At 55.3% G+C, this 26292-nt stretch carries 21 protein-coding genes, 2 pseudogenes and 2 riboswitches; of the genes and pseudogenes, 14 read left to right on the forward strand and 9 right to left on the reverse strand.

Annotation, left to right across the window (positions count from 1 at the left end; all coding sequences use genetic code 11):
- Positions 1-2: 2 nt before the first annotated feature.
- The 3 genes from EYD00_RS23810 to EYD00_RS23820 are packed head-to-tail and all read left to right on the forward strand — an operon-like array spanning position 3 to position 3792.
- Positions 3-992: an ABC transporter permease gene (locus EYD00_RS23810; RefSeq protein WP_034499363.1), complete on the forward strand. Its 990-nt coding sequence runs from the start codon at positions 3-5 to the stop codon at positions 990-992.
- Positions 992-1900 carry an ABC transporter permease gene (locus EYD00_RS23815; RefSeq protein WP_131258958.1) on the forward strand — a complete coding sequence of 303 codons (909 nt, stop codon included), beginning with the start codon at positions 992-994 and terminating at the stop codon, positions 1898-1900. The genes EYD00_RS23810 and EYD00_RS23815 overlap by 1 nt, the downstream gene beginning before the upstream one ends.
- Positions 1900-3792, forward strand: coding sequence for an ABC transporter ATP-binding protein (locus EYD00_RS23820; RefSeq protein ID WP_081859562.1), 1893 nt, complete (start codon positions 1900-1902; stop codon positions 3790-3792). Before EYD00_RS23815 ends, EYD00_RS23820 begins: the two co-directional genes overlap by 1 nt.
- 49 nt (positions 3793-3841) lie before the next feature.
- Here the strand turns inward: EYD00_RS23820 and EYD00_RS23825 are convergent, their stop codons facing one another.
- A complete protein-coding gene (locus EYD00_RS23825) occupies positions 3842-4867 on the reverse strand; it encodes a helix-turn-helix transcriptional regulator (RefSeq protein WP_051674263.1) in 1026 nt (341 codons plus the stop codon).
- A gap of 271 nt (positions 4868-5138) precedes the next feature.
- Here EYD00_RS23825 and EYD00_RS23830 point away from each other — a divergent pair, with 271 nt between their 5' ends.
- Together EYD00_RS23830 and EYD00_RS23835 are read left to right on the forward strand one after the other, a co-directional pair.
- Entirely contained in the window at positions 5139-6317 is a 1179-nt protein-coding gene (locus tag EYD00_RS23830) for a M20 aminoacylase family protein (RefSeq protein WP_034499813.1), read from the forward strand.
- 112 nt (positions 6318-6429) lie between these two features.
- Complete coding sequence (locus tag EYD00_RS23835; RefSeq protein ID WP_034499367.1) at positions 6430-7863, forward strand: aldehyde dehydrogenase; 1434 nt, start codon at positions 6430-6432, stop codon at positions 7861-7863.
- A 184-nt stretch (positions 7864-8047) separates the two neighbouring features.
- Here the strand turns inward: EYD00_RS23835 and EYD00_RS23840 are convergent, their stop codons facing one another.
- Complete coding sequence (locus EYD00_RS23840; RefSeq protein WP_131258960.1) at positions 8048-8722, reverse strand: DJ-1/PfpI family protein; 675 nt, start codon at positions 8720-8722, stop codon at positions 8048-8050.
- 194 nt (positions 8723-8916) lie between these two features.
- Positions 8917-9804 carry an AraC family transcriptional regulator gene (locus tag EYD00_RS23845; RefSeq protein ID WP_034499817.1) on the reverse strand — a complete coding sequence of 296 codons (888 nt, stop codon included), beginning with the start codon at positions 9802-9804 and terminating at the stop codon, positions 8917-8919.
- A gap of 265 nt (positions 9805-10069) precedes the next feature.
- Between EYD00_RS23845 and EYD00_RS23850 the strand changes: the two genes are divergently transcribed.
- The 8 genes and pseudogenes from EYD00_RS23850 to EYD00_RS26255 all read left to right on the forward strand — a co-directional run.
- Positions 10070-10891: a saccharopine dehydrogenase NADP-binding domain-containing protein gene (locus EYD00_RS23850; protein ID WP_051674267.1), complete on the forward strand. Its 822-nt coding sequence runs from the start codon at positions 10070-10072 to the stop codon at positions 10889-10891.
- Between the two features lie 892 nt (positions 10892-11783).
- On the forward strand, positions 11784-12644 hold the full coding sequence (locus EYD00_RS23855) for an SDR family oxidoreductase (protein ID WP_034499368.1): 861 nt from the start codon (positions 11784-11786) through the stop codon (positions 12642-12644).
- 193 nt (positions 12645-12837) lie between these two features.
- Positions 12838-13296, forward strand: coding sequence for a (2Fe-2S)-binding protein (locus EYD00_RS23860; RefSeq protein WP_034499371.1), 459 nt, complete (start codon positions 12838-12840; stop codon positions 13294-13296).
- A gap of 2 nt (positions 13297-13298) precedes the next feature.
- The gene (locus EYD00_RS23865) at positions 13299-14300 is read left to right on the forward strand and encodes an FAD binding domain-containing protein (protein ID WP_034499373.1); all 1002 of its coding nucleotides are present in this window, start codon (positions 13299-13301) and stop codon (positions 14298-14300) included.
- A gap of 8 nt (positions 14301-14308) precedes the next feature.
- A complete protein-coding gene (locus EYD00_RS23870; RefSeq protein ID WP_286084918.1) occupies positions 14309-16582 on the forward strand; it encodes a xanthine dehydrogenase family protein molybdopterin-binding subunit in 2274 nt (757 codons plus the stop codon).
- A 250-nt stretch (positions 16583-16832) separates the two neighbouring features.
- The gene (locus EYD00_RS23875; protein ID WP_051674269.1) at positions 16833-17138 is read left to right on the forward strand and encodes a hypothetical protein; all 306 of its coding nucleotides are present in this window, start codon (positions 16833-16835) and stop codon (positions 17136-17138) included.
- Positions 17135-18148 carry an NADPH:quinone oxidoreductase family protein gene (locus EYD00_RS23880; protein ID WP_051674271.1) on the forward strand — a complete coding sequence of 338 codons (1014 nt, stop codon included), beginning with the start codon at positions 17135-17137 and terminating at the stop codon, positions 18146-18148. The genes EYD00_RS23875 and EYD00_RS23880 overlap by 4 nt, the downstream gene beginning before the upstream one ends.
- A gap of 6 nt (positions 18149-18154) precedes the next feature.
- Positions 18155-18359: pseudogene (locus EYD00_RS26255) on the forward strand (alpha/beta fold hydrolase); the annotation flags it as partial.
- 105 nt (positions 18360-18464) lie between these two features.
- Here the strand turns inward: EYD00_RS26255 and tdh are convergent.
- The 3 genes from tdh to EYD00_RS23900 form a co-directional block, all read right to left on the reverse strand.
- Entirely contained in the window at positions 18465-19496 is a 1032-nt protein-coding gene (tdh, locus tag EYD00_RS23890; protein WP_034499826.1) for an L-threonine 3-dehydrogenase, read from the reverse strand.
- Positions 19497-19516: 20 nt separating this feature from the next.
- A complete protein-coding gene (locus tag EYD00_RS23895; RefSeq protein WP_034499377.1) occupies positions 19517-20719 on the reverse strand; it encodes a glycine C-acetyltransferase in 1203 nt (400 codons plus the stop codon).
- Positions 20720-20820: 101 nt separating this feature from the next.
- Positions 20821-22068: a D-amino acid dehydrogenase gene (locus EYD00_RS23900; protein ID WP_034499378.1), complete on the reverse strand. Its 1248-nt coding sequence runs from the start codon at positions 22066-22068 to the stop codon at positions 20821-20823.
- A 28-nt stretch (positions 22069-22096) separates the two neighbouring features.
- Positions 22097-22201: riboswitch (glycine riboswitch) on the reverse strand.
- A riboswitch (glycine riboswitch) is annotated at positions 22202-22293 on the reverse strand.
- A 163-nt stretch (positions 22294-22456) separates the two neighbouring features.
- Here EYD00_RS23900 and EYD00_RS23905 point away from each other — a divergent pair.
- On the forward strand, positions 22457-22960 hold the full coding sequence (locus tag EYD00_RS23905; RefSeq protein WP_286084911.1) for a helix-turn-helix domain-containing protein: 504 nt from the start codon (positions 22457-22459) through the stop codon (positions 22958-22960).
- 197 nt (positions 22961-23157) lie between these two features.
- On the opposite strand, the gene EYD00_RS23910 is transcribed toward EYD00_RS23905, so the two are convergent.
- The 3 genes and pseudogenes from EYD00_RS23910 to EYD00_RS23920 form a co-directional block, all read right to left on the reverse strand.
- Positions 23158-24198, reverse strand: coding sequence for a GlxA family transcriptional regulator (locus EYD00_RS23910; RefSeq protein WP_051674272.1), 1041 nt, complete (start codon positions 24196-24198; stop codon positions 23158-23160).
- 88 nt (positions 24199-24286) lie between these two features.
- Positions 24287-24676: pseudogene (locus EYD00_RS23915) on the reverse strand (cupin domain-containing protein); the annotation flags it as partial.
- A gap of 143 nt (positions 24677-24819) precedes the next feature.
- Complete coding sequence (locus EYD00_RS23920) at positions 24820-26160, reverse strand: FAD-binding oxidoreductase (RefSeq protein ID WP_034499380.1); 1341 nt, start codon at positions 26158-26160, stop codon at positions 24820-24822.
- Positions 26161-26292 lie beyond the last annotated feature (132 nt).

Here is a 26292-nt window from a genome sequence, read left to right on the forward strand (position 1 = left end):
ATATGCTTTTTGCGCTCAACTTCTTTATCCGCCGCGCGTCCCAAGGGTTGATTATCGTCATTCTTGTCGCGTTCGCAGTGTTCACTTTGCTGCGGGTTGTGCCTGGTGATCCGGTCCGAATGATGCTCGGGCCAATGACCCCCGTCGCAGTCCTCGAGCAAACCGCCACGGAACTCGGATTGCGGGATCCTATCCCAATCCAATTCGCCAGATACGTGAAGCAGGTTGCTTCCGGCGACTTCGGTACGTCTTTCATCAGGGGAACTCAGGGTGGCAGCACCGGTGGTTCTCGCGGAGATACAACTCATTCGGCAGCCAATAGAGCATCCGTCATCGAACTCATCGTCAGCACGGTTCCTTACACGTTGTTGCTCGGCGGAATGGGAATCGCATTTGCACTACTTCTAGCCGTACCGATCGGCATCTTCGCAGGTCTGAATTCGGGCCGGTGGCCGGACCGGGTCTCCGTGTATCTATCCTCGATTCTGGTGTCGTTGCCGAACATTTGGCTCGGGATCGTTTTCATTCTGATTTTTTCAGCGAAGACTGGCTGGTTGCCGGCAATTGGGTATCAAGGCCCTTCCTATGCAATTCTCCCTGCGATCGTCATCGCTTTTGAACTTGCGCCTGTTCTGATCCGGTCGATCTCGGTGTCGATCGCAAGTGGCTTGCATGAGAATTACGTGGATTTCGGTACGGTCAGGGGCCTTTCCCGTAAAACCATTGTTTTCAAACACGTCGTCAGAAACGCATCCATCCCCCTGCTTAACCTTTTTGGCGTTCAGGTAATCGGCATGTTGCTCGGCGGACTGTTCGTGGTCGAGTTCATCTTCAGCTACCCGGGTTTGGGCCTTTTGACGATCAACGCCGTCTTTCAACGTGATTTTCCGATCATTCAGGCTGTGGCAATTCTATTCGGAGGCGTTCTGGTCGCGGTCAACATGCTGGTGGACTTCATTGCAACGCACATCGACAGAAGGCTTCAGTACTAATGACAACTTTGGCAGCAACCAATATGACCGGAACAGTGCGTGAAGAGACAATCGGTGGCCGTATTTTTCGGCTCGCAAGGCAGTCTTTCGATTTCAAAATCGGCTTTACCATCGCGGCACTAATGATCGTCATGTCAGTCCTGGGACCTTATCTGATCGACATTTCGCCGACTGCGATGAATGTAAAAGCCAAGTTTCTCCCCCCTTTCCCGCTTGAAGGCTGGCAAGTGGACCACCTGGCGGGAACAGATCAACTTGGGCGCGACATACTGATGCGCTCGCTAGTCGGGCTGAAGAACGCCTTGGTTATCGGTGTCCTGAGCGTCATCGGCATGTTCTGCCTGGGATCGGCGATCGGAATGATCGCGGGCTACTACGGCAAATGGGTGGATCTGATCTTGATGCGCCTGACGGATGTTCAGATGGCCATCCCGGTGGTGATCCTGGCGATTGCTATTCTCGGTGTAACCCGGCCCAACGAAGGACTGGTCATCCTGGTTCTTGTGCTGGCGGGCTGGCCTGCATATGCGCGCGTTACACGAAGTGTCGTTCTCGCAGAGCGCAAGAGGGAATACGTGCGCGGTGCTGAAATCCTCGGAGCATCGAACTTCAGAATTATGTCGCGGTACATAGCGCCGAATATTCTTCCGACGATGGGCTTCGTGGCCGTTCTCGATGTCGCCAGAATGATGATTTTCGAAGCAATATTCGGCTTTATCGGGATCGGGATTCAGCCTCCCACACCGACGTTCGGAAACATCATTGCGGCGGGCACGCAATATCTTATCAACGCTTGGTGGATCACCGTCATTCCCGGTCTCATCCTCGCCCTCACCCTTGCAAGTATCAACCTGATGGGTAGCGCTCTTGAGCGCGCTCGTAACAAAGTCATTCGAGGTTTGGACTAATGAGCGATATCGTACTGTCTGTACAGGGCCTGACGGTAGATCTCGTCGGCCGCCGTGAAAATCGAACTATTATATCTGACGTATCGTTCGAACTTAAAGAACGGCAAGTTCTTGGGATCATTGGCGAAAGCGGCTCTGGAAAGACAGTGCTGTCGCGCGCCGTTGCAAACTGGATCGAGCCGCCGCTGTATATCCGACGAGGAGAGGTCGTCTTCCGCAACAGGGATATTCTGAAACTTTCCGCCAAGGAGATGCAGAAAATTCGTGGCAGGGAAGTCGGTTACGTTGGTGCCAATCCCGGAAGCGCTCTTGATCCAACCGTTTCCATCGGCGCGCAAATCGTCGAAAAACTTATGTCCGTGATACCGGGCATCGGAAAGAGCGATGCCGAAGAGCGGGTCGTGAGGCTGCTGGAAGCCGTCCGAATGCCTTCAGCGCGACAACGCTTCCACGATTATCCCTTCCAGTTCAGCGGCGGCATGATGCAACGGGTGCTCATCGTTGATGCGCTCATTTCTAATCCGGCGTTCCTGATCGCCGACAATATTACCCAACCGCTGGACGTCACGGTAAGCGCTCAAATTCTGCGGATCCTTAAGGACTTGCAGACCGAGTTCAAGACCGCGATCCTGTTTGTCTCATCTTCGCTCGGGGTGATCCAAGATATCGCTGACGATGTCCTCGTCCTCGCCGGTGGAAAGGTTGTCGAAAAGCGCGATATACGCTCAATGCTTCGGGCGCCTGAGGCGGACTATACGAGAAAGCTTATTGCGAAGGTGCCTCAGATATGGACGGGCGAAACGCTGCCCCCTCTCCAGCCGGCAGCCGATAGCGACACGATCCTGGATGTCAGGAACATATCGAAGTCCTATCCAGTAAAAGATCGCCAAAGTCTATTTCAGACAAAGTCGGTACATGCGGTCAGAGAAGTTTCATTCGCGGTAAAACGAGGTGAAAATTTCGGAATCGTCGGCGAATCCGGATGCGGCAAATCCACTCTGTCGCGGCTTTTAAGTCGTCTTGAGTCTCCGAACGCAGGCCAGATACTCTTCAAGGGTGAGGACATTGCTCATATGTCGTCACGCGCGCTGCTGCACCTGCGGCGAGGCTTTCAGCTTCTGCTGCAGGATCCCTATAATGCCATACCAGGACACTTTCCTGTTGGTCGGACGGTTATGGAACCACTCATGATCCACGGCGGGCTTTCACGAAAACAGATCGAAGCCCGCGCGCGGGAAGCAATTCGGGAAGTAGGTCTTCCCCCATCTGTCTTCGACAATCTTCCGATCGGGCTTAGCGCTGGTCAACGGCAACGTGTGAACATCGCACGCGCGCTGGTGCTTGATCCTGAATTGATGATCCTTGATGAAACCCTATCGGCCCTCGATCAGGTCGAGCAAGGAAAACTGATCGATCTCTTTGAGACGCTCCAGCTAAAGCGGGGGATCTCATATATCTACATCTCCCACGACCTGGCAATGGTCAGAAGAGTATGCTCGCGTGTTGCGGTTATGTACCTCGGACGTGTCGTGGAGCTCGCGGAAAATGAGACGCTGTTCTTCGATTCGGGCCATCCCTATTCTCGCGCGCTTCTGAGCGCTGCTCCCGTCATCGAGGAGCGGCGTTACGAACCCGAAACCTATCTTCTCGATGGTGAACCGCCGGATCCGATCGATATAGCGCCGGGGTGTACATTCCGCACACGCTGCCCCTTTGCTTTCGAACGATGTAAGACCGACGATCCACGGCTCTATCGCAGGGACGCAAACAACCTCAGCGCCTGTCATCTGATCGACGATACAGATCCGAGAGTGCCGCAAAATGCCATGTTCAAGCGCGTAATCTCAACGGATACGAAGCTGGACCGTCTGACGAACTCCGCAAAGACTTGAATTGAAAACGCCCCGCAAGAAATCTTGTGGGGCGTTTATCTTCTGCGTGTCAAGAGCTTTTGCAGCTCTTTGGCAGGACGCCAAATTTCCGGGTGAAGGCGCGCGTAAAAGATGAAACTTCCGAATATCCAACGCTGAATGCGACTTCGTTGACAGAAATTCCATCGCCTCGAAGAAGCTCGCTTGCTTTTTGAAGCCGCCAATCCCGCCAGTAGGCCTCAACGGAGGTCCCGTAAATCGCGCGGAAACCGAGCACCAATTTCGTTCTGTTGATCCCGACTCTGCGCGCGAGGCTAGCTAGGGAATCCATCTGTTCGAAACTGCCGGTGATAATACTGGCGACTTCGACAATTTTGGCGGCGTCACGTTCTGAAAGTCTGCTTGTCAGATGTTCTGGACGAGTAATCTGGTCTACTGCCGCTTGGTAAATCGTCGCGACAAGCTCGAGATACTTAGAATAGATAAAGGCACGCCTCACGCCGCCGGTAAACTGACAGGATAGCACCTCGTTTACCGCAAGCTGCATCCTGAGGCTCAGCGGCACCGCGAGATGAGTTGCTTCATCGCTTTTCTGAGCGGCCAGCCAAGAAAGTTCAGGTGGTATGCGCGACGATGAAATTTCGAGTAGCCGGAGAAAGGCAGCAGGCTTGAGCCACAGACATGCCACTCGCCAATTCTCGTCTGTACTGGACGTCCTCACGATCGTAGTCCCAGCCGGGTATCGGGTGATCATGCAAACCCGGCTCGGCTGCTCGACCGTCTTGTAGTCGGAGATGTCTTCATTCCCGTTGCTGCCGAGCCTGAGACAAAAGTGGATCCAGTCATCGTCACCGATAGCTTGCCGATGGTGACCGAGACGCGAAGTAGGTGTCGGAGCCCCGGCACTAGTGAATGCAAGTGCGTCTGGCGCAAACTGAATGACATCCTGAATAAATGGCGCAGATCCTATCCGCGCATTCATGAACAGTCCCCGTTCGTCGTCATAATAGCGACCGAGGGGCTCGGGCTCTGCGCCATAGTATGCCCGCGCCACCTGGGGATCGAAAAGCTGCTCGTAATCTATTGCAGCGGTCACGGTACGTCCTCCCCGATATAATTCAGCATCTATTACCCAACACTGCCGGCGTATTGCCCTTTTTGCGGCCAGATCAAGGTTCCATCAAAGCTTATAACGGTCAAGCATCGAGGCGCTATAAGGGTCCGAAAGAGCGGGCGGAAATGCAATATTGAAACTATGAGACAAAAACGGTGATCGGAATGTCAATTCCGGCCTCCTCCCCTGATGATAGATGTCAGCGTTCAGTGAACACACCCGCTTTCGCGGGCTCAAAAACAGGGCAAAGCTATTGGCATCCATAGATGAAATCATTTTATGGCGACATTACCTGCACCGTAATCCAGAACTAGCGTATGCCGAGTTCGAGACCAGCAACTTTATAGCGGCCAAACTTGAAGCTTTTGGCCTGCAAGTTCATCGAGGGCTAGCCGGAACGGGTGTAGTCGGGACCCTTACCAGAGGTACTGGAAAACGATCGATCGGCATTCGTGCCGACATGGACGCGCTGCCCATCTTTGAGAAAACGGGCGTGCCTTACGCGTCTGAAATTGATGGCAAGATGCACGCGTGCGGACACGATGGCCACATGGCTATCGTATTGGGAGCCGCGAGCGAGTGCGTTAATCTGGAAGGTTTAGACGGAACTATACATTTTATTTTTCAGCCCGCCGAGGAAAACGAGGGTGGCGGAAAGCGGATGGTGGAAGAGGGGCTGTTTGACCTTTTTCCCTGCGACGAGATTTTCAGCTTACACAATTGGCCATCAAGCCCCCTGGGAACATATGTAATCAGACCCGGCGCTATGATGGCGGCTTTTGCGGTATTCGAGATTAAGGTTGAAGGCAGGGGTGCGCATGGTGCAACTCCCCACCAAGGGAACGATGTCTTGCTGGCTTCCAGCTATATACATACGGCGTTGCAGTCGATCGTTAGTCGCTCGATGCCACCGCAAAAATCTGGGGTGGTTTCGGTCACCGCCATAAACGGAGGGTCAACGTGGAACGTTCTGCCGGAAAAATGCACTTTGCGCGGTACTACGCGATGGCTTGATGACGTGATCGGGGACCTGATCGAGTTGCGCATCATTGAAATCGCAAACTCTATCGCTGAGAGTTTCGGATGTTCAGCTGACATTCGTTACGATCGGCGTATTCCAGTCACATCAAACGACGAACGATGTGTCGAATTGGTGAAACGTGCCGCGGATCGTCTTGGTCCGGCGTTGATGCAGGTTGATGAAGAGCCGAGCATGATCTCGGAGGACTTCGCGTTTATGTTGAATGCCCGTCCGGGAGCATATCTTTTCCTTGGAACAGGCATGGGGTCGGACGATCCCGGACTTCATTCGCCGTTCTTCAACTTCAATGACGCGGCAATACCATTGGGCATCTCTTTCTGGACAAAACTTGTCCGCGAAAAACTTGGCGTGTCAAGATCGTGCGCACGTTCAGGCGCTACTGACCTTTGAGACAACTCTTACTGCCGCAAGGTCAACTGCAGCTAACCGCAGGTGAAGTAAGCTGATCGGCACATTGCGCGCTTAGCCAGCTCCTCCTCCCATTTACCATGGACAACCTTCAATGACCCACTTCACGGAAAACTTCATCGGCGGAAAGCGAATTGCCTCATCCGGATCGGATCTAATCAAAATCCATTCTCCGTATGATGGCGAGCTCGTTGGCTTCGCACCCATGGCAACCAAAGAGGATATCAATCTCGCTGTTGCGAGTGCCCATGGTGCCTTCATCAACGGGCCCTGGGCCAAAGCACGCCCTGAAGAGCGTCTAGCGACTATGAAGCGCTTCCTTGATCTCTATGAAGCGCGATCTGAGGAGTTCGCCTTTTTCCTGTCACGTGAAATGGGCGCCCCTTTGTGGTTTACCCGCTCCGTGCAGAACATGATCAAGGATCAAAGCCACGCCTACCTCTCCGCGGCCGAGTTGTATCCATGGACCGAGGAGCGTACAGCTTATCCGAGCGGAAGAGCTGTCTGGGTAAGGGAGCCAATCGGAGTGGTGGCCGCCATCATTCCATGGAACGCTCCACATCAAGTCGCCCTCGCCAAACTATACCCCGCACTTATCGCGGGCTGCTCGGTCGTTCTCAAGCTTGCGCCGGAAACGGCAGTCGACGGACATTTCCTTGGAGAGCTTTTCGTCGAAGCCGGCTTGCCTGATGGGGTGTTGAGCATTGTGGCTGCCGACCGTGAAGTCAGCGAACATCTTGTGCGGCACGAAGGCGTCGATAAAATTGGATTCACAGGCTCAACAGTCGCAGGCCGCAAGATTGCCGGCATCGCGGGAGAACAGCTGAAGCGATACAGCTTGGAATTGGGCGGCAAGTCAGCGGCGATTGTCCTACCGGATGCGGATATTACAGAGACGGTCTCTGCATTGCGCTACCGCTCCTTCCCGAATAACGGCCAGGTCTGTGTCGCGCAGACACGCATTCTCGTCCCCATCGAAAGCTATTCCGAGTTCGTTGACGCAATGGTGGATGACGTCGAACAAATGGCGATCGGGGATCCGACCAGTCCGGAAACCTTCCTTGGTCCCGTCATTTCCGAACGGCAGCGCCAACGCGTCTTGGAATACATCAGGATTGGCCGAAGCGAGGGAGCGAAGATTGCCACCGGAGGCGAAGGTATGCCGACAGGGGTAAACCATGGCTTTTTCATCAGGCCTACAATATTCACAGATGTTGACAACTCGATGCGGGTTGCCCAAGAGGAGATCTTCGGACCCGTAGTGTGCCTTATTCCATACGATGGAGTTAATGAGGCGATCAAAATCGCAAACGATTCCGACTACGGCCTATCTGGATCAGTCTGGACCAAGGACGCCGATCTTGCAATGATGATAGCGCGAAGCATTCGCACTGGCGGATTTTCGATTAACGGCGCGGCACCGGACCTCATGTCACCGTTTGGCGGTTTTAAGCAAAGCGGCATTGGCCGGGAGTTCGGTGTTGAGGGCTTGAATCACTATATCGAGCACAAATCGATAAGTCTCTAGCCACAGCTCCCGTGGGCGCTCAATAACCATCGCAACGGTGGTCATCATTCTTGCCGCGTGTCTATCGGATGTTGACGTTGACGTGATGAGCGCGATGTCGACGTCCGCTTCTCGAACGTCTGTCTTGCTCCGTCCCACTTCCTTATGAGCAAGCTACTAGACTAGAGGGACGTGTCCGTAGCGGCTACAATGTTATGTCAGCCTCTGCCGTAATGTTCGGTTTGATGGCGAACGGATCGTTGTATGGATCGTCGTTCCAGACATATTCTGCGACGGCCGCCACCTCCTCGGCCGCGCCTCGCCCGTAGAGGTTTGTTACAAGCGATAGCGCCATGTCGGTGCCAGCCGAAACCCCTGAAGACGTTATTAGCTTGCCGTCAACCACCCAACGCGCTCTGCCGAGCCATTGAACTTTCGCTGATTGACTTGCAACCCAGTCAAAGGCGACCTTGTTTGTCGTTGCGCGTCGGCCATCCAGCACCCCCGCCCGCGCGAGTATTGCGGCTCCAGTGCACACGGACGTGGTCCAGCTGGTGTGCTGGTGCTGCATTCTGACGAACGCTAGCGTAGCCGGGTCATTGACAAGTTTGCGGGTCCCCATTCCGCCAGGAATCATCAAGACGTCGGATTGCGGCGCATCCTCAAACGAGTAGCTCGCCTCAATGACGGCCCCTTGCGCTGAGTGGGCTGGCCTCCCATCTGGCGAAATAAAAACCACTCGATGACCAGATAGTCGACCCCACATCTGCACGGGGCCAAACACGTCCAACGTCTCGAAGTTGTTAAAGATGACGATTCCAATCAACTTGCGCTTCTCATTATCCCCTTGTTCCGGGTTATCTATCGCGGCTGATGTCATCACTGAGTCCTCCATTGAAGGTGTTCGGTCTTCTTTTGCGTTTCCCGCGCGTCGGTAATGCGCGGCTCGTTATAGCCAATGCGGGAACAGGCATTGAGGCAAATCATCAAAGAGCCGTCCACTAAATGTTCTGTCAAAATTTGAAATCACAAAACTCCGGCTAAACTCGGTAGATGCTACATCACGGCGGACGTTCAGGTGTCACCATTGCGATCATTTTGCATCGACAGCGCGTCACGCTTTGGCTGCACTCCGAAGAACTTCTTGTATTCGCGGCTAAATTGTGACGTGCTGGTGTAACCAACGGCTGTCGCAGTGCGCGAGACGTCGTTCGCCTTGGCGAGCATGCGGCGTGCAGCTTCGAGTTGAAGCGCCTTCTGATACTGAAGGGGACTGGTCGCGGTACATACCCTGAAACGACGATTGAACGCTGGCACGCTCATTCCAGCAAGGTCAGCAAGCCTTTTCACTGGTTGAGGTTTGTCAAATTCAACCCGCATGAGATCTATAACCCTGCGGACTTGCGCGAAAACGTCATCATCATCGGCCACCTGGCGGAGCAGTGGTCCATGCTCGCTCATGAGCAACCTGTATAACAGCTCTCGCTCCCGTGCAGCAGCCAACGCCGGAATGTCGTCTGGATTATCGAGTAGCTCTAACAAACGGTCCCAGGCTTCCAGGATACTGCGCGACGCCTCTGCGATGCTAAAGCATGGCACAACGTTGCGAATTGGCAAATGATTCAGATCGGAGAGAAGGGCTCGCAGAGTTCCTGAGTCAATTCTCAGTCCGGTCGCGAGATAAGGAGTGCCGCGGTTTCCGGCAATCAAATAACGCGTCATCGGAAGTTCCGTGACCGCTGCAAAGGTGTAGCCTGGGTCCTGTCGAATGGCTTCCCCGCCGATCACGACTTTCTTGTGTCCCTGAATTACGAGGCACACCCCTGGCCCCCTGAGCATGGATTCCGGCCCGACATCGTCCCTTGCCACCGCAATTGAAACGGACGGTATCACTGTTTCCATAGACCCGGGATTGGCGTGTCGTGCGACACGAGTGCGGATTCGTTCGATCGGTGAGTGCATTGCGGTTAACTCGTGGCGATAGCTAAGTTTGTCGATCGGATCATGCAAATATCTGACCCAGAATCTATGCCCGCGTTAACGGTTGATCGAATTGAGCAAATAATAGAGCGGATCCGGCTTTTAAGTCTCTGCCACGGATGTATAGCTTGCAATTGCTGTATCTCTAAGGTTGCCAGCAAGCGATATCGCTAGGCCGATCAAACTCATAGTCTGAGACAGCTTTCCCTCGCAAAACCAGGTCTCCTCCTGCTTAAGGAAAACCCGAATGTCGGAATTCGAACTGATCGTTTATCGTGCCAGCGGCTTTACCGGCGAACTCGTATGCTCGCACCTAGTTGAACGTTACGGTTCGCAACTCCGATGGGCGATGGCTGGGCGCGACTACGAGAAGCTTGTTAAAATACATTCGAAGATCGAAGCGCCCAGCAACGTGGGTCTGATCACCGTCAATTTAGAGAGCACGGCGGACGTCGCCGCATTGGTCAAGCGCACCGACGGATTGATCACCACTGCGGGTCCGTTCGCCACGATCGGTGAACCTCTCCTAGCAGCGTGCGTGCGACAAGGTATAGCCTACGTGGATCTAAGCGGCGATGCTGTGTGGATTCGATGGATGACCAACAGATATGAGGAGGTTGCAAAGTCAACTGGAGGAAGAATTATCTTCTCGGCAGGCTTTGATTCCGTACCTTCAGACCTCGGCGTGATGTTCCTTCAGACCATCGCCAAAGAGCGGACCGGCTCGTGCGCGCGCCGCGTCAAAGGCCGCGTCATGCATATAGCGGGAAGTCTGTCGGGGGGCTCCATCGCGAGTGCGCGCGCCAGCGCATCTAAGGCGGCTGAGGATCACTATAGTCGCACATTGCTAGCCAATCCTTTCGGGCTTGTGCCGGGTTTCTCGGGGCCTCCACAACCGAGCGGAACAGCTGCGGTGTTTGACGACGACGTTGGATATTGGGTAGTGCCCTTCATTCATAATGTCTGGTATCAACGTAAAAACAGTGCACCTCTCGAACGCATTGCAGGGCCATCCCTACGGTACCGACTTTATCTACGACGAGATGCTTGTGTACCCAGAAGCATCTGACGAACATGCTGCATCCCGGCAGGCCTCCGTTGATGAGTGGTCCAACCGAGGCCTCATAGCGGTGTCACCGCTGAGGCCCGGAGAGGGGCCGGACGCTGCGTTAAGACGCTCAGGCGGATACCAGCTTCTGTTCGTTGGTTTACTCGAGGACGGTCGGCGGATCGGCGTGACTGTGCAAGGTGTCGGGGATCCTGGCTACAGGTCAACCTCCCGCATCGTCGCCGAAACGATGCTCAGCTTGCTGAAGGATGGGGTGAACTTGCCTGGCGGGATGTGGACCGCCGGTGCTGCGCTCGGAACTGCGCTACAGCGCCAGTTGGAATTAAATGCGGGTCTTAGTTTCAAATATGCCGACTCATGATCGACCGTCAAACCACGAACTCGCAGACACAGGAGCGCCCTCCTCATTCTGAGTGGCTCGCGCCGAGGGCACATCTATCGCTCGTCTATCGTCGAGCTTCAGTGACTCTTAAATTCGCGGCAGCAGGTGCTGAAAATGTAGCTAGTTGGCGAGGGCGACGCATTCGCCGTAAAAGCTTCTCGTAGACACCTCCGCAATGAAGCGGGCTCGTGGTTCTCCCTATTGCATGTTGGCGCGGAATTTGGGCTGCAAAGGCCGTTTCGACCTTGAGGCGTGTCAGCGTGCGCCCCCAAAACATCTCGATCAAGCAGCGCCGATTGCACAGCGCACAAGCCGAGAGATCGGATCAGGCAAACATTGGATCGTATTTGACATTCATATCTCAATTTCTTGCGCTAACATTACCCGCAACTCTTCAGTAACCGCAACCGTTGGCGAGCCCCTTCAGATCAACGGAAGGATTAATCGTTACAGATCAAATAGATGGCGGTCGGGAGGAAACAGGCAACGCTATGCCATGAAGGATATGCTATGACCATTCTTCTGACAGGCGCGACAGGAACAAATGGCGTTGAGATTGCCCGCCAACTTGTTGCAGCCGGCGTAAAGTTCAAGGCACTGGTTCGATCAATAGATAAGCGAAATCGATTGCCGTTAGGCGCCGAAGTCGTTCAAGGTGACCTGAGCGATAGCCGTTCATTGGATCTGGCCCTAGAGGGCGTATCTCGTGTGCTCATTCTTTCGTCTGTCGCGCAAAATCAAGTAGACCTTCAAAATAACGTGGTTGCCGCAGCCAAGCGGGCCGGGCTCGAACGAATTATAAAGTTTTCGGCGATGGGTGCTGACCCAAGCGCGAAGACCGCCTTGAACAAATGGCACGGCCTAAGCGAGTGCGCGATCGAAGAGAGCGGCATTGCCTTTACGCATCTCCGGCCCAACTCGATGTTCCAGAACATCCGACGGTTCAAGGAGTCGGTCAAAGACAATGGTGTAATAGCCAGTTCCGTCGGAGACGGCCAGATTAGTATGGTGGATCTTCGCGACGTTGCAGCCGTAGCAGTTGCTGCATTGACCACCGATAACTATCGTAACGAGGTCCTAGAAATCACCGGCCCGCGAGCAATCACTTACTTCCAACTCGCCGAAGCCACAGCTCGGGCGCTTGGACGTGACATCTCCTACATTCCACTGAGCGATGAGGACGTCCGGCAGCGGATGATCGCAGCGGGTACTCCCGCATGGGCAGCCGATGTTATGGGCGAGTTGAGCGCCGAGCAACGTGCCGGTCGTTATGCCAGGTTAACGGCGACGGTGGAGTGCGTCACGGCAAGGACACCATACGATGTCGTCGAAGCCCTACAAGCCATCGCCCCAGAGTATCTCGCCTTATGATCTCGGCGCTTGCCGATCTCCACTTAATGTCTTCCGCTGATTGAGCGGTCTCTTTGCTACAGGAGTGTGCATGACACTTAGAACTAGCGCAGAAGAAAGTGCCCCCAAAAGGCCCGACAGCTCCCTACGATCGGCAAATGAGGCTGGTGCGGCGGGCACCCGGACCGACAGTGATCTGTCTCTAGGCAGGGCTATGCTTATCGTCAATGGTCAAGCACATCATCTCATCCTCAGCATGACGACGACGTTGGCAGACGCGCTGCGTGAGCAGGTTGGCCTGACCGGAACGAAGGTCGGGTGCAACCATGGCCAATGCGGCGCTTGTACAGTCCACGTGGAGGGACGGCGCGTACTTGCGTGTCTCACCCTTGCAGCAAACTGCCAGGGCAAGGAAATTAATACGATCGAGGGCCTTTCTGGTGATAACGGAAGTCTTCATCCCATGCAGCAAGCGTTCATAGATCAAGACGCATTCCAATGCGGGTACTGCACTCCAGGCCAAATCATGTCAGCTGTGGCTCTTGTCGAAGAAGGGAGGTTGGATTCCGTTGACCAGATACGAGAATACATGAGCGGCAATCTGTGTCGGTGTGGAGCATATCCCAAAATCCTAGCTGCGGTGCTCCAGGGTGCCAGCGCGATGAAAGGATAACAATGCGGCCTTTCACATTGCTCCACGCGGAAGATTTGAGCGACGCTGTCGAAATCGTGACCGGAGTCGAGAGTGCACGTTTTATTGCAGGCGGAACAACTCTTGTTGACCTGATGAAGCTGGGGGTCGAAGAGCCGGAGCACATCATAAATATAAATGACGTTCAGGGATTGAACCGCGTTCATGTTGAAGACGATGGAAGCCTACACATCGGTGCGCTTGCCCGGATGAGTGACGTTGCCGATGATCAGAAGGTGCAAAAAGATTGGCCGGCACTCTCCGAGTCCCTCTGGAAGGGTGCCTCGGCACAGTTACGCAACATGGCGTCGATTGGCGGCAACCTCCTACAAAGGACCCGCTGTCCGTACTTTCGCGACACCGCATTCCAACGCTGTAATAAGCGGGCGCCAGGGTCCGGCTGCGACGCGATGGAAGGCCATAATCGTGAGAACGCGCTGCTTGGCACCTCTCCGCATTGCATCGCGCTCCATCCCTCCGATTTATGCGTCTCTCTTGCCGCTTTTGACGCGCGGATCGAGACCCTGTCGGCTTCTGGTTCCCGAGTTATCGAGTTTGCGGATCTTCACCTTATACCTGGTGACACCCCGCAATTGGAAAACTGCCTGCGTCCGGGCGAGATGATTACGGCAGTGATAGTTCCAGCAAGCTCGGCGGCACGTCGATCACTCTACCTGAAGGTTCGAGATCGCCAATCCTATCAGTTTGCGGTGACGTCGGTCGCTGCGGCGGTTGAGCTGTGCGGCGACGGCCGAATTCGGGATGTCAGGTTGGCGTTGGGTGGTGTCGCCACAAAGCCTTGGCGGGCAAGAGAAGCTGAACGCTATCTGATTGGGCGCCGCATTGACGAGCCAACGGCCCTAGAGGCCGGAAGGCTTGCAATGTCGGGTGCCGAGCCGCGCCGAGATAACGCTTTTAAGATAGCGCTAATGCAGCGAACGATTGTCGATGCGCTGCTCCAGCTTTTGAGGCTAGAGGTTGCCTAATGTCCGAGATGGTTTCTGCATTTGGTCCATCCCTTCAACGGGTTGATGGGAGAAGCAAGGTTACGGGAAGTGCTCGGTATGCCGCCGAATATACCTTCGCAAATCTTGCCCATGCACGACTGGTAACATCTAGAATCGCTCGGGGTCACGTTACGTCCATCGACACGTCACTGGCAGAGGATGCCGGTGCCGTGCTTGTACTCACGCACAAAAACAACGATATGCTTGTACCAATAGAGAGCGCCTATCCCGCTGGACAAGCTCAGACGACTTTCTTGCCTATGCAATCGAACGAGATTCGCTACTCGGGTCAGCCAATTGCGCTTGTCGTGGCGGACAGAATTGAGATAGCCGAATACGCTGCCTCGCTCGTTAAAGTGGAATACGCATCAACTCTACATGAGACTGATCTCTCCAGCCAGCTTAAGCGAGCTCGACAGGCGGTTGGCGCTCAGGACATCACGAGAGGTGACTTCGAGAAAGTATTTGCGGACGCGGCAGTAAGGATCGACGCCGTATACAGCACTGCCACCGAGCACCATAACGCGATGGAGCGGTTTTCAACAACCGCCGCTTGGGAAGGCAGCCAGTTGATCATTCACGAGCCGAGCCAGTGGGTGATCGGTTTGCGCGCTTATCTTGCCGATCGTTTCGGTCTCGAGCCGGACCAGATTCGGGTGATCTCGCCTTTTGTCGGAGGAGGTTTCGGAAGCAAGGCACTGCCTATGCCGCACACTGCACTGGCCGCGATCGCGGCGAGACGAATTGGAAGACCAGTCAAGCTGATCGTTTCTCGAGATCAGATGTTCACTGTCGGAGGTTATCGACCTGCTTCCATAAGCCATGTGCGGCTCGGCGCATCCAGCGATGGCCAACTTTTGGCGTATAGCCACGACTATTTCACACAGTCGTCTAGATCCGACCTCGCAGGAATGCCTGGCATCGAAGCACCAAACGTTCTTTATCGCATCCCGGCGGTTCAAGCTCGTGACCGTTTTGTCGATTTGGATCTCAACCACCCTACGCCTATGCGGGCACCTCAGGAAGTCCCTAGCATCTTCGCGTTCGAGAGCGCGGTGGACGAGGTTGCGCACGAGCTTGGTGTGGACCCCTTAGCGTTTCGGCTGAAAAATGACGCGGGTGCACGGGATCCTGTCACCGGTCTTCCCTTCTCTAGTAGGTCCTTGGCGCAGTGCTTCACCCGCGGCGCAGAGTTGTTTGGTTGGGCGAAGCGGTCGCTCGCTCCTCGATCCATGCGCGAAGGCGAATGGCTGGTTGGATTGGGATGTGGAGCATCGATATACCCTGTTTTCATCGGTCCAGCATCGGCTCGTATTCGCCTTACAAGCGACGGACGCGCGTTCGTTCACACCGCAGGACAAGACCTAGGGACTGGGTTATACACGGTTGTTGCCGGTGTAGCGGCACAATTTATAGGCGTGCCAATCGACCGGGTACGCGTCGAGATGGGAAATAGTGATCTGCCTTTCGGATCTATGGCTGCAGGATCGCGCAGCACTGCAAGCCTTGTGCCAGCAGTTCGTGCCGCGTCTATTCGTACGCGTGATCGTTTGATCGCAGAAGCGATTAAGGACCAACACCCTCTTGCAGGGCGCGATCCCGCCAGGCTTTCTATAGTAGGCAACGCCGTTGTTTCCACAGTGCCTGGGGATACGGCATCCGAATTGGTGTCCGAGATCCTTAAGCGCATCCCGGGAGGTTTCATCGAGGAGACAGCTGATTTTACGCCAGAGGGACTGCCTGTCGCCATGCTGTCGAACGCATATTCCGGCGGCGAAGGAGCTTTGGGGCCTGTAGTTGAAAAGAAATGGGCAATGTACTCGTTTGGCGCTCAATTTGTTGAGGTAAGGGTTCATAGATTGACCGCCCAACTCCGAGTGTCAAGAGCGGTAGGCGTGTTCGGGGCGGGTCGGATAGCCAACCCTACGACTGCACATTCGCAGTTGATGGGCGGCATGATCTGGGGGATCTCGTCAGGCCTCTTCGAAGCGACAAAGATCGATAATCGATACGGGCGCTACGTGAACACAAACCTAGCCGAATACCCCTTGCCTGTCTGTGCGGACATCGGCTCGATCGAGGTCGAGATGGTAGAGGAAGAAGACTTGGCGAAGGAAATCAACCCGTCCGGGATGAAAGGCGTGGGAGAGCTCGCAGTAGTCGGAACGGGCGCCGCGATTGCGAACGCGGTGTTTCATGCTACGGGTCGACGTGTGCGCCACCTGCCGATCACGATCGAGGACGTGATAGATGCACTTTAGTAACTCCCGACATGACCAACTGGCCTCGTATTGGAGTTACTGCGCGCTTCGGCGAGTGTCAGCCCACTTCTAGGCCGTTTCGGCCGGCTAACTCGTGAAACTTTCAGACCGCTCGGAAGAACTAATACTTTTGTTGCACCAGACGAGTAAGGGCGGATGCAGTGGGTTGTCGGATGCTCAGACTTGCTAAGGGCAATGGCACCCGGTCCTGTGCACCAAATTGTTTCCCTCAATGGCACGGAGGTTAAGCATGCAAATACTTGCAATCATGACGGGCGCTGATAACCGCACCGAGGCGGACTTCTTATCCTATCAACTGGAGGAGGAGCGAACTGTCTGGCGCCACTGGAAGGCCGGTCTGCTTCGTCAAATGTGGTTTCGCACCGACCGACTTGGCGCAATCTTCTTACTTGAAGCTGAAAATCTTGAAGCCGTCGAACGAATTCTTCCTGAATTTCCTATGATACGGGACCGTCTCCTTGTAGCCGACCTTATCCCGCTCAGGAACTTCGACGGAATAGAAGCGCTATTTTCGGATTCTGGGGTAGAGCGATGAGCGACAAAAACCCCTCCGCCGATGAGACCATGCGCGCCGTCGTCTGCAATCGCTTTGGCCATGCCAACGGCTTGACGTTCGAAGCAATTCGGCGCCCATCCCCAGGTCCGGGCGATGTACGGATCGCCGTACGAGCAGCGGGCGTCAATTTTGCCGACGTTATGGCAGTAGGAGGGACCCACCAGAACTCGCCGCAACCACCCTTTACGCCTGGCTTTGAGGTTGCGGGGGTTATCGAGGCTGTCGGAGCAAAGACGGCCAGCTTTAAAATTGGTGACCGCGTCATGGCCGCAGTGGGCCATGGGGCGTTTGCGGAATCTCTTGTTTGTCCAGTTTCGCACGTAGCCCTAATTCCGGATTCGCTCGATTTTGTTGACGCGGCAACGGTCCCGATCGCCTTTGGTACAGCCTATGTTTCTCTCGTACATCGGGCAGGTTTACGGGCTGGCGAATGGCTTTTTGTTCAAGGAGCGGGCGGCAACATAGGCAGGGGAGCGCTACAGATAGGCAAACTGCTGGGAGCCAAAACGATCGCTACTGGTAGCGGACCTCTAGGTTGTGACCTCGTACGCTCCCTAGGTGGAGATTTTGCGATCGATTATAAGTCCGAGGATGTTGCGGCTCGCGTTCGAGAACTAACAAACGGCGTCGGTGCATCTATTATCTTTGACGCCGTAACCGGGCCGACGTTTATGGATACGCTCGGGGCGCTCGCCCGCGAGGGGCGGCATATAATTGCTGGCGCTGGAGGTGGATCGGTGCCAGAGATCTCGCTCATGGAGTTGATTACTCGCCACGTTACGATGATAGGCGTCGATATCGACGATTATCTACACCGATCTCCGGACGTGACTTCAGAATTTATTAATGCTTTGGCCGGGTGGCTCAGGCAAGGATGGCTCACTCCGCGCAAACCAATCACAATGTCGCTCGCCAATGCATCGCGGGCTCTGACCCTCGTCGCAACGGGCAAAGCCGGCGGCAAAATCGTCCTCACAAACGGGATCTGAAGTCGCCAGGAACCGAAGGCGATTACCAAGCGGACGCTGGTTCTGCATGGTGAAGACGACCAGGTCGTTCCGGTCGCCGATGCCGCGTTGAAGTCGATCAAGCTGCTGAAAACCGGCAAGCTCAAGACCTACCCAGGGTTCACGCATGGCATGCTGCCAAATTTATGCTAAAACCCTGAACGAAGATATGCTGGCGCTCATCAGGGGCTAACCCGCATGACGCCTCGGCCGTTCTCGGTGGCTCAGCCAACGTGTGCAAACCCACTTATCCTGTGAGGAGGTGGTGATCATGTCGCCACCCCCCCCCCGGTGAAAATCAGAGTTGTGCCCAATCAAGAACGACCTTACCGCTGTTCCCGCTGGCCATGGTGTTGAACCCTGTCTTGTAGTCACTCACCGGCAGCCGGTGGGTGATGACCTTGCGGATATCAAGCCCACTTTCCAGCATCGCCAGCATCTTGTGCCAGGTCTCAAACATTTCGCGACCGTAGATACCCTTGAGGGTCAGCATCTTGAAGACAACCTTTGTCCAGTCGACTAAAGCCGGCCTTGCAGGAATTCCAAGCATGGCGATTTTTCCGCCCATTACGAGCTGCTCTACCATCTGATCGAAAGCGGCAGGTGCTCCGCTCATTTCAAGACCGACATCGAAACCTTCCTTCATGCCAAGGCGAGCCTTGACCGAATTCAGATCCTCGCTGCTGACGTCGACGGGAACGATATCTGCAACTTCGGCGGCCAGAGCGAGCCGCTGAGGGTTGATATCGGTGATAACGACATGGCGCGCACCCACATGTCGGGCAACCGCAGCGGCCATGATACCGATCGGGCCGGCGCCGGTCACGAGAACGTCTTCACCAACCAAGTCGAACGAGAGGGCTGTATGAACTGCATTGCCGAGGGGATCGAGAATCGCGCCCAGATCGTCATCGATCGAATCTGGCAGCGGCACGACGTTGAAGGCGGGCAGGCGAAGATATTCTGCAAATGCGCCCGGCACGTTGACGCCCACGCCTTTGGTTTCGGGGTCGAGATGGAAACGCCCGCCCCGCGCTGCGCGGCTGTTCATGCCGATGACATGGCCTTCGCCCGATACACGCTGTCCGATGGCAAGATGACGGACATTCGCGCCGACTTCCGCGATCTCACCCGCATATTCGTGGCCGACCACCATGGGAACTGGGACTGTGCGCTGTGCCCAGTCGTCCCAGGAGTATATGTGGATGTCAGTTCCGCATATCCCGGTCTTGTTGATTTTGATCAGAACATCGTCCGGACCGATTTGCGGAATGGGACGTTCGTCCATCCAGAGTCCAGGCTTCGCTTCCGCCTTTATGAGCGCTTTCATCAGAGCACCTCTTTGGAGCATCAAACCACACCGAGCGCCTTGCCGGCGTCGGTAAAGGCTGCAATCGCGAAATCGATGTTACCATCATCGAGGGCGGCAGACATCTGGGTTCTGATTCGCGCCTTGCCTTTGGGAACGACCGGATAGAAAAAACCGGCGACGTAAACGCCCCGCTCGTTGAGCGCGCGTGCCATGTCCTGCGCCAGCCGCGCGTCATGCAGCATGACCGGAATGATCGGGGTCTGCCCCGGCAGCAATTCGAAACCGGCATTTTGCAGCCCGGAACGAAAACGCTCGGTATGCCGAGCCAGAACGCGGCGACGGTCGTCGGCTTTCTCGGCAATCTCGATGGCCTTGATCGACCCCGCGGCCACTGCCGGCGCGAGACTGTTGGAGAAGAGATAGGGCCGCGCACGCTGACGCAGGAGATCGATGATCGGCTTCGAAGCCGCCACGAAACCGCCCATAGCGCCGCCAAGGCTCTTGCCCAGCGTGCCGGTGACGATATCGACGCGCTGGTTGACACCTGTCAGTGCCGGCGTCCCGCGTCCGGCATCGCCGATATGCCCAGTAGCATGGCAGTCATCGACCATGACAAGAGCGCCGTACCGCTCCGCGAGATCACAGATGGCGGACAGGTTTGCGACATAACCGTCCATGGAGAACACGCCATCGGTGGCGATCAACTTGAACCGCGCGCCATCGCGTTCCGCTTCTTTCAATCGATCTTCCAGCTCATCCATTTCACCATTGGCGAACCGATAGCGTTTTGCCTTGCAAAGCCGCACGCCATCGATAATCGATGCGTGATTGAGGCTATCGGAAATGATGGCGTCGTCGGCCCCCAGCAAAGGCTCAAAAACACCGCCATTTGCGTCGAAGCAGGCAGCGAACAGGATTGCATCGTCCTTCCCCAGATATCGGGCTATCGTATGTTCAAGCTCCCGGTGGAGTGTCTGCGTGCCGCAGATAAAACGGACGGACGCCATTCCGAATCCGAACTCGTCTAGCCCACGCTTGGCAGCGGAAATGATCTCGTGATTGTTGGCAAGTCCGAGATAGTTATTTGCGCAGAGGTTGACGACCCGGCGGTTCTGCTTGCTGTCACAGATCAATATTTCGCCGTCTTGCTGGCTGGCGATCACCCGCTCGCTCTTGTAGAGACCGTCGGTCTCGATCTCTGTTAGAACGGTCCTAAGATGCTCGTCGAAACTGTTTTTCATGGGGATGTCCTATCCGTTATAAGGAAATTGTCCGGCATACTGGAAAATGGAAACGCGCCAAGTCGTGAAGGCGCGTTTCTTAAACGTCACGATCAGGAGGATTAGTCGGAAGTTAAGACAAGCTCCGTCACAATTTCAGCGGTCACCGCAGACAGCGTCCATCCGAGATGCCCATGACCTGTGTTGTAAAATACGCCAGGCTTTCGCCCTGCGCAAAAGCGCGGCATCATATCCGGCATCATCGGACGCAGGCCCGCCCATGGAACGCATTGCCGTGTGCTCATTGATGGAAAATGCCTGCGGCACCAAGCGACCAGCGGCTCGATACGGGCGTCGCGAATATCACGTCCGGCACCGTTGAACTCGGCGGTTCCCGCCACGCGAAACCGGTTTTCGCCCAGCCGGCTAGTGACGATTTTCGCATCGTCGTCGAGGAGACTGACCCAGGGCGCCGCGGCCTGATCCTGCTGCTCGGTCAGATTGACCGTGATCGAATATCCTTTGACCGGATAGATATTGATCCTGTCACCTAACTGCGCGGCCAGCCGCCTGGAATGAACCCCGGCGCAGATAACGATCTTGTCGAAGCTTTCGACAGCGCCTTCGGGCCTCTCCTGCCCTGTCCGTAACTGGTTGAAGCCAATTCTGATTTCACTGGCCAGCACGTCGATATTGGTAACGTCGCACCCGAACATCTCTCGGACACCCAGCCGTGCGCAGGCTGCGGCCAATCCGTTAGTAAACTTGTGAATGTCTCCGGTAAAATCGCTTTCGGTAAAAAAGCCGCCGTAGAAATCGCCCTCCAGGGTTGGCTCGATGGATCGGATTTCATTCAGTGTGACAGCCCGCCTTGCCAAGCCCGCTCGATCAAGGATTTGCGTCACCTTGGCCGCATGTTTGAAGCTCTCTTTCGACTTGTAGAAATGCAAGATCCCTCTGGTTTCGCAGTCGAACGAAATATCTTCGTCGGCCGCTATCTGCTTCAGATGGCGGCGCGCTTCGATGGCCAGTCTTGCCGTCGCTTCTGTATTTGAACGATATTTTGGAATGGCGGTTAGGAACTCGGCCATCCAGGAAATTTTGTGCCAAGTAGGTCGAGGATTGATAAGCAGAGGAGCCCCGGGCGTGAACATCCATTTTATCCCCTTGAGGATCGTGCTCCAACTGTTCCACACTTCCGCATTTGATGCGGAGAGCTGTCCGCCATTGGCAAAGCTTGTTTCCATCGCTGGATAAGGGTGCTTGTCAAAGAGCGTGACTTCAAGCCCACACTTTGCCAGCTTGTAAGCAGTCGTAACGCCGGTAACACCCGCGCCGACCACGGCGACGCGATCTTTACGTGAAGACATTGAATTACAACCGCTTTCGCGGCGCTCCTATGCCCCCTCTGTCATAGACCTGAGAGCTTCACAGTCGGATCGGAATTGATCAGACTGCTTACACCGTCGGTGGAAGCGATTGCTTCACTTTCCAGAGTTTCAACGTCGTTTCGCGGTCCATTTGCCTGAGAGTTTCCGGGGCGGTTGCTCCTTCGGCGAGGCTCATTTTGGCTACCTCTCTCCCGCGTTCTGCACTATTAACAAACACACGACCAAGCGCAACGAAAAAATCTAATAAAATGGATAAATCCGGTATAGCGGAATTATGGAGGGCAACTCGAGAATGGTCGAGAACCGAATGGCTCAACGCACCCCGAAACTCGGACCAGTCGTCCAAAGGGAACGGAAACGTCGAAAATTGACACTTGAGCAACTCGCCACCCGCTCTGGCGTTTCAAAATCCATGCTCAGCCAGATCGAACGCGGCGAAGCCAATCCGACCTTCGCTGTAGTCTGGAGCCTCACCCAGGCACTCGAGATAGATTTCTCTGCACTGATCGGTGGTAGCGTCGCGGCGAGCACTGGAGATATTGAGGTGACGTCCGCAGGACATACGCCCGAAATACGCAGCGCGGACGGTCTCTGTAGATTAAAGATACTCAGCCCGCCGCGTTTGGCGGGTCAGTCCGAATGGTACAGGGTAGAAATCGCCCCTGGCGGCAAGCTCGACAGTGAACCACATGCACCAGGCACATCCGAGCATTTCACCGCTGTCACTGATGGATTGGAGGTTAAAAGCGGGGAAAGCAACGTTCGCTTGAATGCTGGTGAGACTGCGCGTTATCCCGGCGATGTCCATCACCATATACGCAACATCGGCGAGGGTGTCGCAACCGGCTTTCTTGTCGTCCTCTATCGATGAATTGCCCGAACCCGTCTCAAAAGAGACTCACCTAGTTTGTCCATGATCGTCGGCATGTATGGTTCCGGAGCTCTGGCAGCACTCCCCTAATAGGTGAGGCCACTGCCGCCATCGCATGCACTTAGGTAGACAGGGTACGCTTGCCGCCCCGCGTCGCGCAGTACCCGTATCTCCAGACACGACCAAACAACCTCGGCCTACCTCTCACGAGTTCGAGTGTTCGGCAATCCGGGGCGCATTATTCCTTTCATCCGTGCGGCGTTCCGGATTGCTTGTGGCGGAACACCGTATAAGCGAATGAACGCTCGCCTCATCGTCTCCGGGTCTCGGAAACCAACAGCGGCGCCTATCGCCTCGATCGACTGATCACAGCCTATCAGACGGGTCCGGGCCGCTTCCACCCTGAGTCGCTCGACCGCCCGTGCCGGCGTCTCGCCTGTCTCAGCTCGAAAGGCTCGCGAGAACTGGCGCTCCGACAGTGACGCCGCGCGAGCGAGAACTTCTATATTCAGCTTTTCTCCCAGATGCTTGGAAGCATATGCTAAGGCTCGGGCAATACGTTTGGACGGTGGCTCCATCTCAAGCATCTCGGAGAACTGAGATTGCGCTCCAATCCGCCGGCTATACACCACGAGATCACGGGCGACAGCCTTTGAAATCTCCGAACCAAGGTCCTCTTCGATGAGCGCCAAGGCAAGATCGATACCTGCAGTGACACCTGCAGAAGACCATACTGATCCATCCCTTACGTAGACATGATCCAGTTCGACACGGGTTTCCGGAAACTCGCGTTGTAGCTTAGCCGCATATCGCCAATGAGTTGTTCCTCGCCGCCCATCGAGCAAACCAGCACCTGCTAACACAAACGCGCCAGTACAGACGCTGGTAACGCGCCGAGCACACTCGGAAAGCTGCCTCACCATACTCCGATGACTACATTGTCTGGCTGTCGCGGACGCTCCTTCCCCGCCTGTAACGACAAGCGTATCGTATCTAAATTCGGCTGCCTTTTCGGTAATTACGGGTAAGCCTGCTGAGCTTGAGACCCGCCCCCCGTGTTCGGAAATAGTGTGCATGGAATACACGCTGCTTCCGCTAACACCGTTCGCTAACTCGAACGCGGCTAGAGGTCCGGAAAGGTCCAAGATCTGAAAGTTGGGAAAAACTAGGAAGCCGATGCAACGGACCGGTAGGTCGCACGAGGCCGGAGCAGAGAACTGGGAGCTACTCGCGTCCATCGTCACCACCTGGAAGCTTAACGGCGTCAGTCCGCAATCCCTTATCAGTCAAACCCTCTAAGCCACACTCAACGGTCATCCGCAGTCCCGCATCCGGCTTCCAATCGGCTGGCGCCAGCTCAAAATTCGAAAAATTGAATCCCGGAGCCACCGTGCAGCCAGCAAGAGTAAACTCTCCAAGCGGAGTGGCGGACTGCCACATTCCTCTGGGAATTATGACCTGCGGTCGCTGCAGGCGGTGCAAGTCCGGCCCTAGTATCACGTGGGAGATTGCCCCACCTTCCTGCCACAGGCTTATCTCAAGCGGAGACCCCATGTAAAAGTGCCACACCTCAGAAGCGTTTGTCAGGCGGTGCCAATGCGACCGCTGACCTTCTTCCAGCAGGAAATAGATGGCCGTTGAGTGGACCCTCTGCTCAACGTCATCGTTGTCGCGAAAGGTCTCGGCATACCAGCCACCTTCGGGGTGAGGCTGCATCGAAAGAGAGTTGATGATTATCTCTATGCAGGAACTCTGTTCATCTCGTGCGGACAAGGTCGTGTACCATTCTCATCGTTGGTGATTTCAAGCTGATCCTTGGAAAGGGTTGCCTCCAAGTGTCAGCCCAAGCGATTCGATTTTCAGGTCACGATCCGCCCTGTTGCTGACCGGAACAGATCATTAGGATCGACCCTGTTTTTGATCGCCTTCAAGCGGTCAGCCGAGCCTCCGAAGAATTGCTGTGCACGTTCATTTTCATGCGGAGAAAGAAGATTGGTATAGCCTCCCGGAAGCGAAACCGTTCCCAAAGACGCAGACACGGCTTCTGACCAAGCGACATGACCGGACGCCTCTCCGTTTGCCGCTCCGTCCCAGGCGGAAATAATCTCGATGACAAAATGGGGCGAGCGAAGAGGAAACGCTGTTGCCGCTGGATCGATTTTGGTAGGCGCACCGTGAAAGTCATGAATGACGAGTGCCGAAAATGGCGAAGTAAAATCAAGAGCAGCCTGGATCAGGATGTCGACCACCTCTCGATCAAGCCGCTCGACCGTTTGCGTGGGCAGGCTGTAATTGCGACCCTTGGGCCAGGCTTTCTCGGCCTCCTTGTCGAAAGTCATCTTGTACGGCATCCAACCGCTTTGGACGGTGAAGGCTGATTTGTCTGCTTGCAGATCGCCCACCAATGCCTCCCCGATATTTCGATCCCCGGTCCATGTTGGTGAAACGAAAAGAGCGGGTTGACTGTTTGGACCGGTCATGAATCCCATGAACAGGTTCAGATCGGTGGGATGGAGGTCGATGAGGTCCTGGCACAACAGCAATACGCGTTGTGCGTCTTCCATCGGGTAGATGTGCATGGAGACTAGGACTTCAGGCATGTGGTGCAATCTGAGGCGGCATGATGTGACAACGCCGAAGCCGCTTCCGCCACCCCTCAGTGCCCATAGGAGATCCCGGTCGTCCTTTTCGCTTGCGATTGCAGTAGTTCCGTCCGGCAGAACGACTTCAGCACACTCTAATGTGTCGGACGTCAAACCCAGAGTGCTTGTCAGTCGGCCATAACCGCCACCGAGAGCCAACCCCGTTACACCCACGGTCGAAACAGTTCCCAAGGGGCTTACAAAATGGGGTGGGAGCTGCTCGACGAGGTCAGCCGACAGCGTTCCACCGCCAATCGTTACCGTCATGCTACCATTGTCGACTGTGACAGAGGACAGCGATCGCAAGTCCAGGATCAAATTGTCTTTAATGAAGCCGCGGCCCGAAAGGTCGTGGCCACCTCCCAGGACGGCCATTGGCGTGTCGTGTTCTGAAGCGACTCGGACAACCGACGACAGGTGCTCCTTGTCTCGAATTTTAACGATAGCCATCGCTTGTGCATCGACGGCGGCGTTAAACAGGAGCCCTTTTGCATCGTAACTCAATTCTTCGCCGCGCGCTGAGAGTTTCCGCAACAGCGGATTCTGGTTGGTAAGCATCCTATCCTCGTTGTTTTAAGACGACCCGATGGCCTCCAGCGCGCGAAGTCATAAGCGGGGAATTGGAAATAGGATTGTAGATTTATGCATGTTCAACGGAGATCGTACCGCTCGAAGCGAGTGTGCACGCGG

Origin of the sequence: Agrobacterium sp. 33MFTa1.1 (assembly GCF_004328495.1) — a bacterium.
Classification (GTDB): domain Bacteria; phylum Pseudomonadota; class Alphaproteobacteria; order Rhizobiales; family Rhizobiaceae; genus Agrobacterium; species Agrobacterium pusense.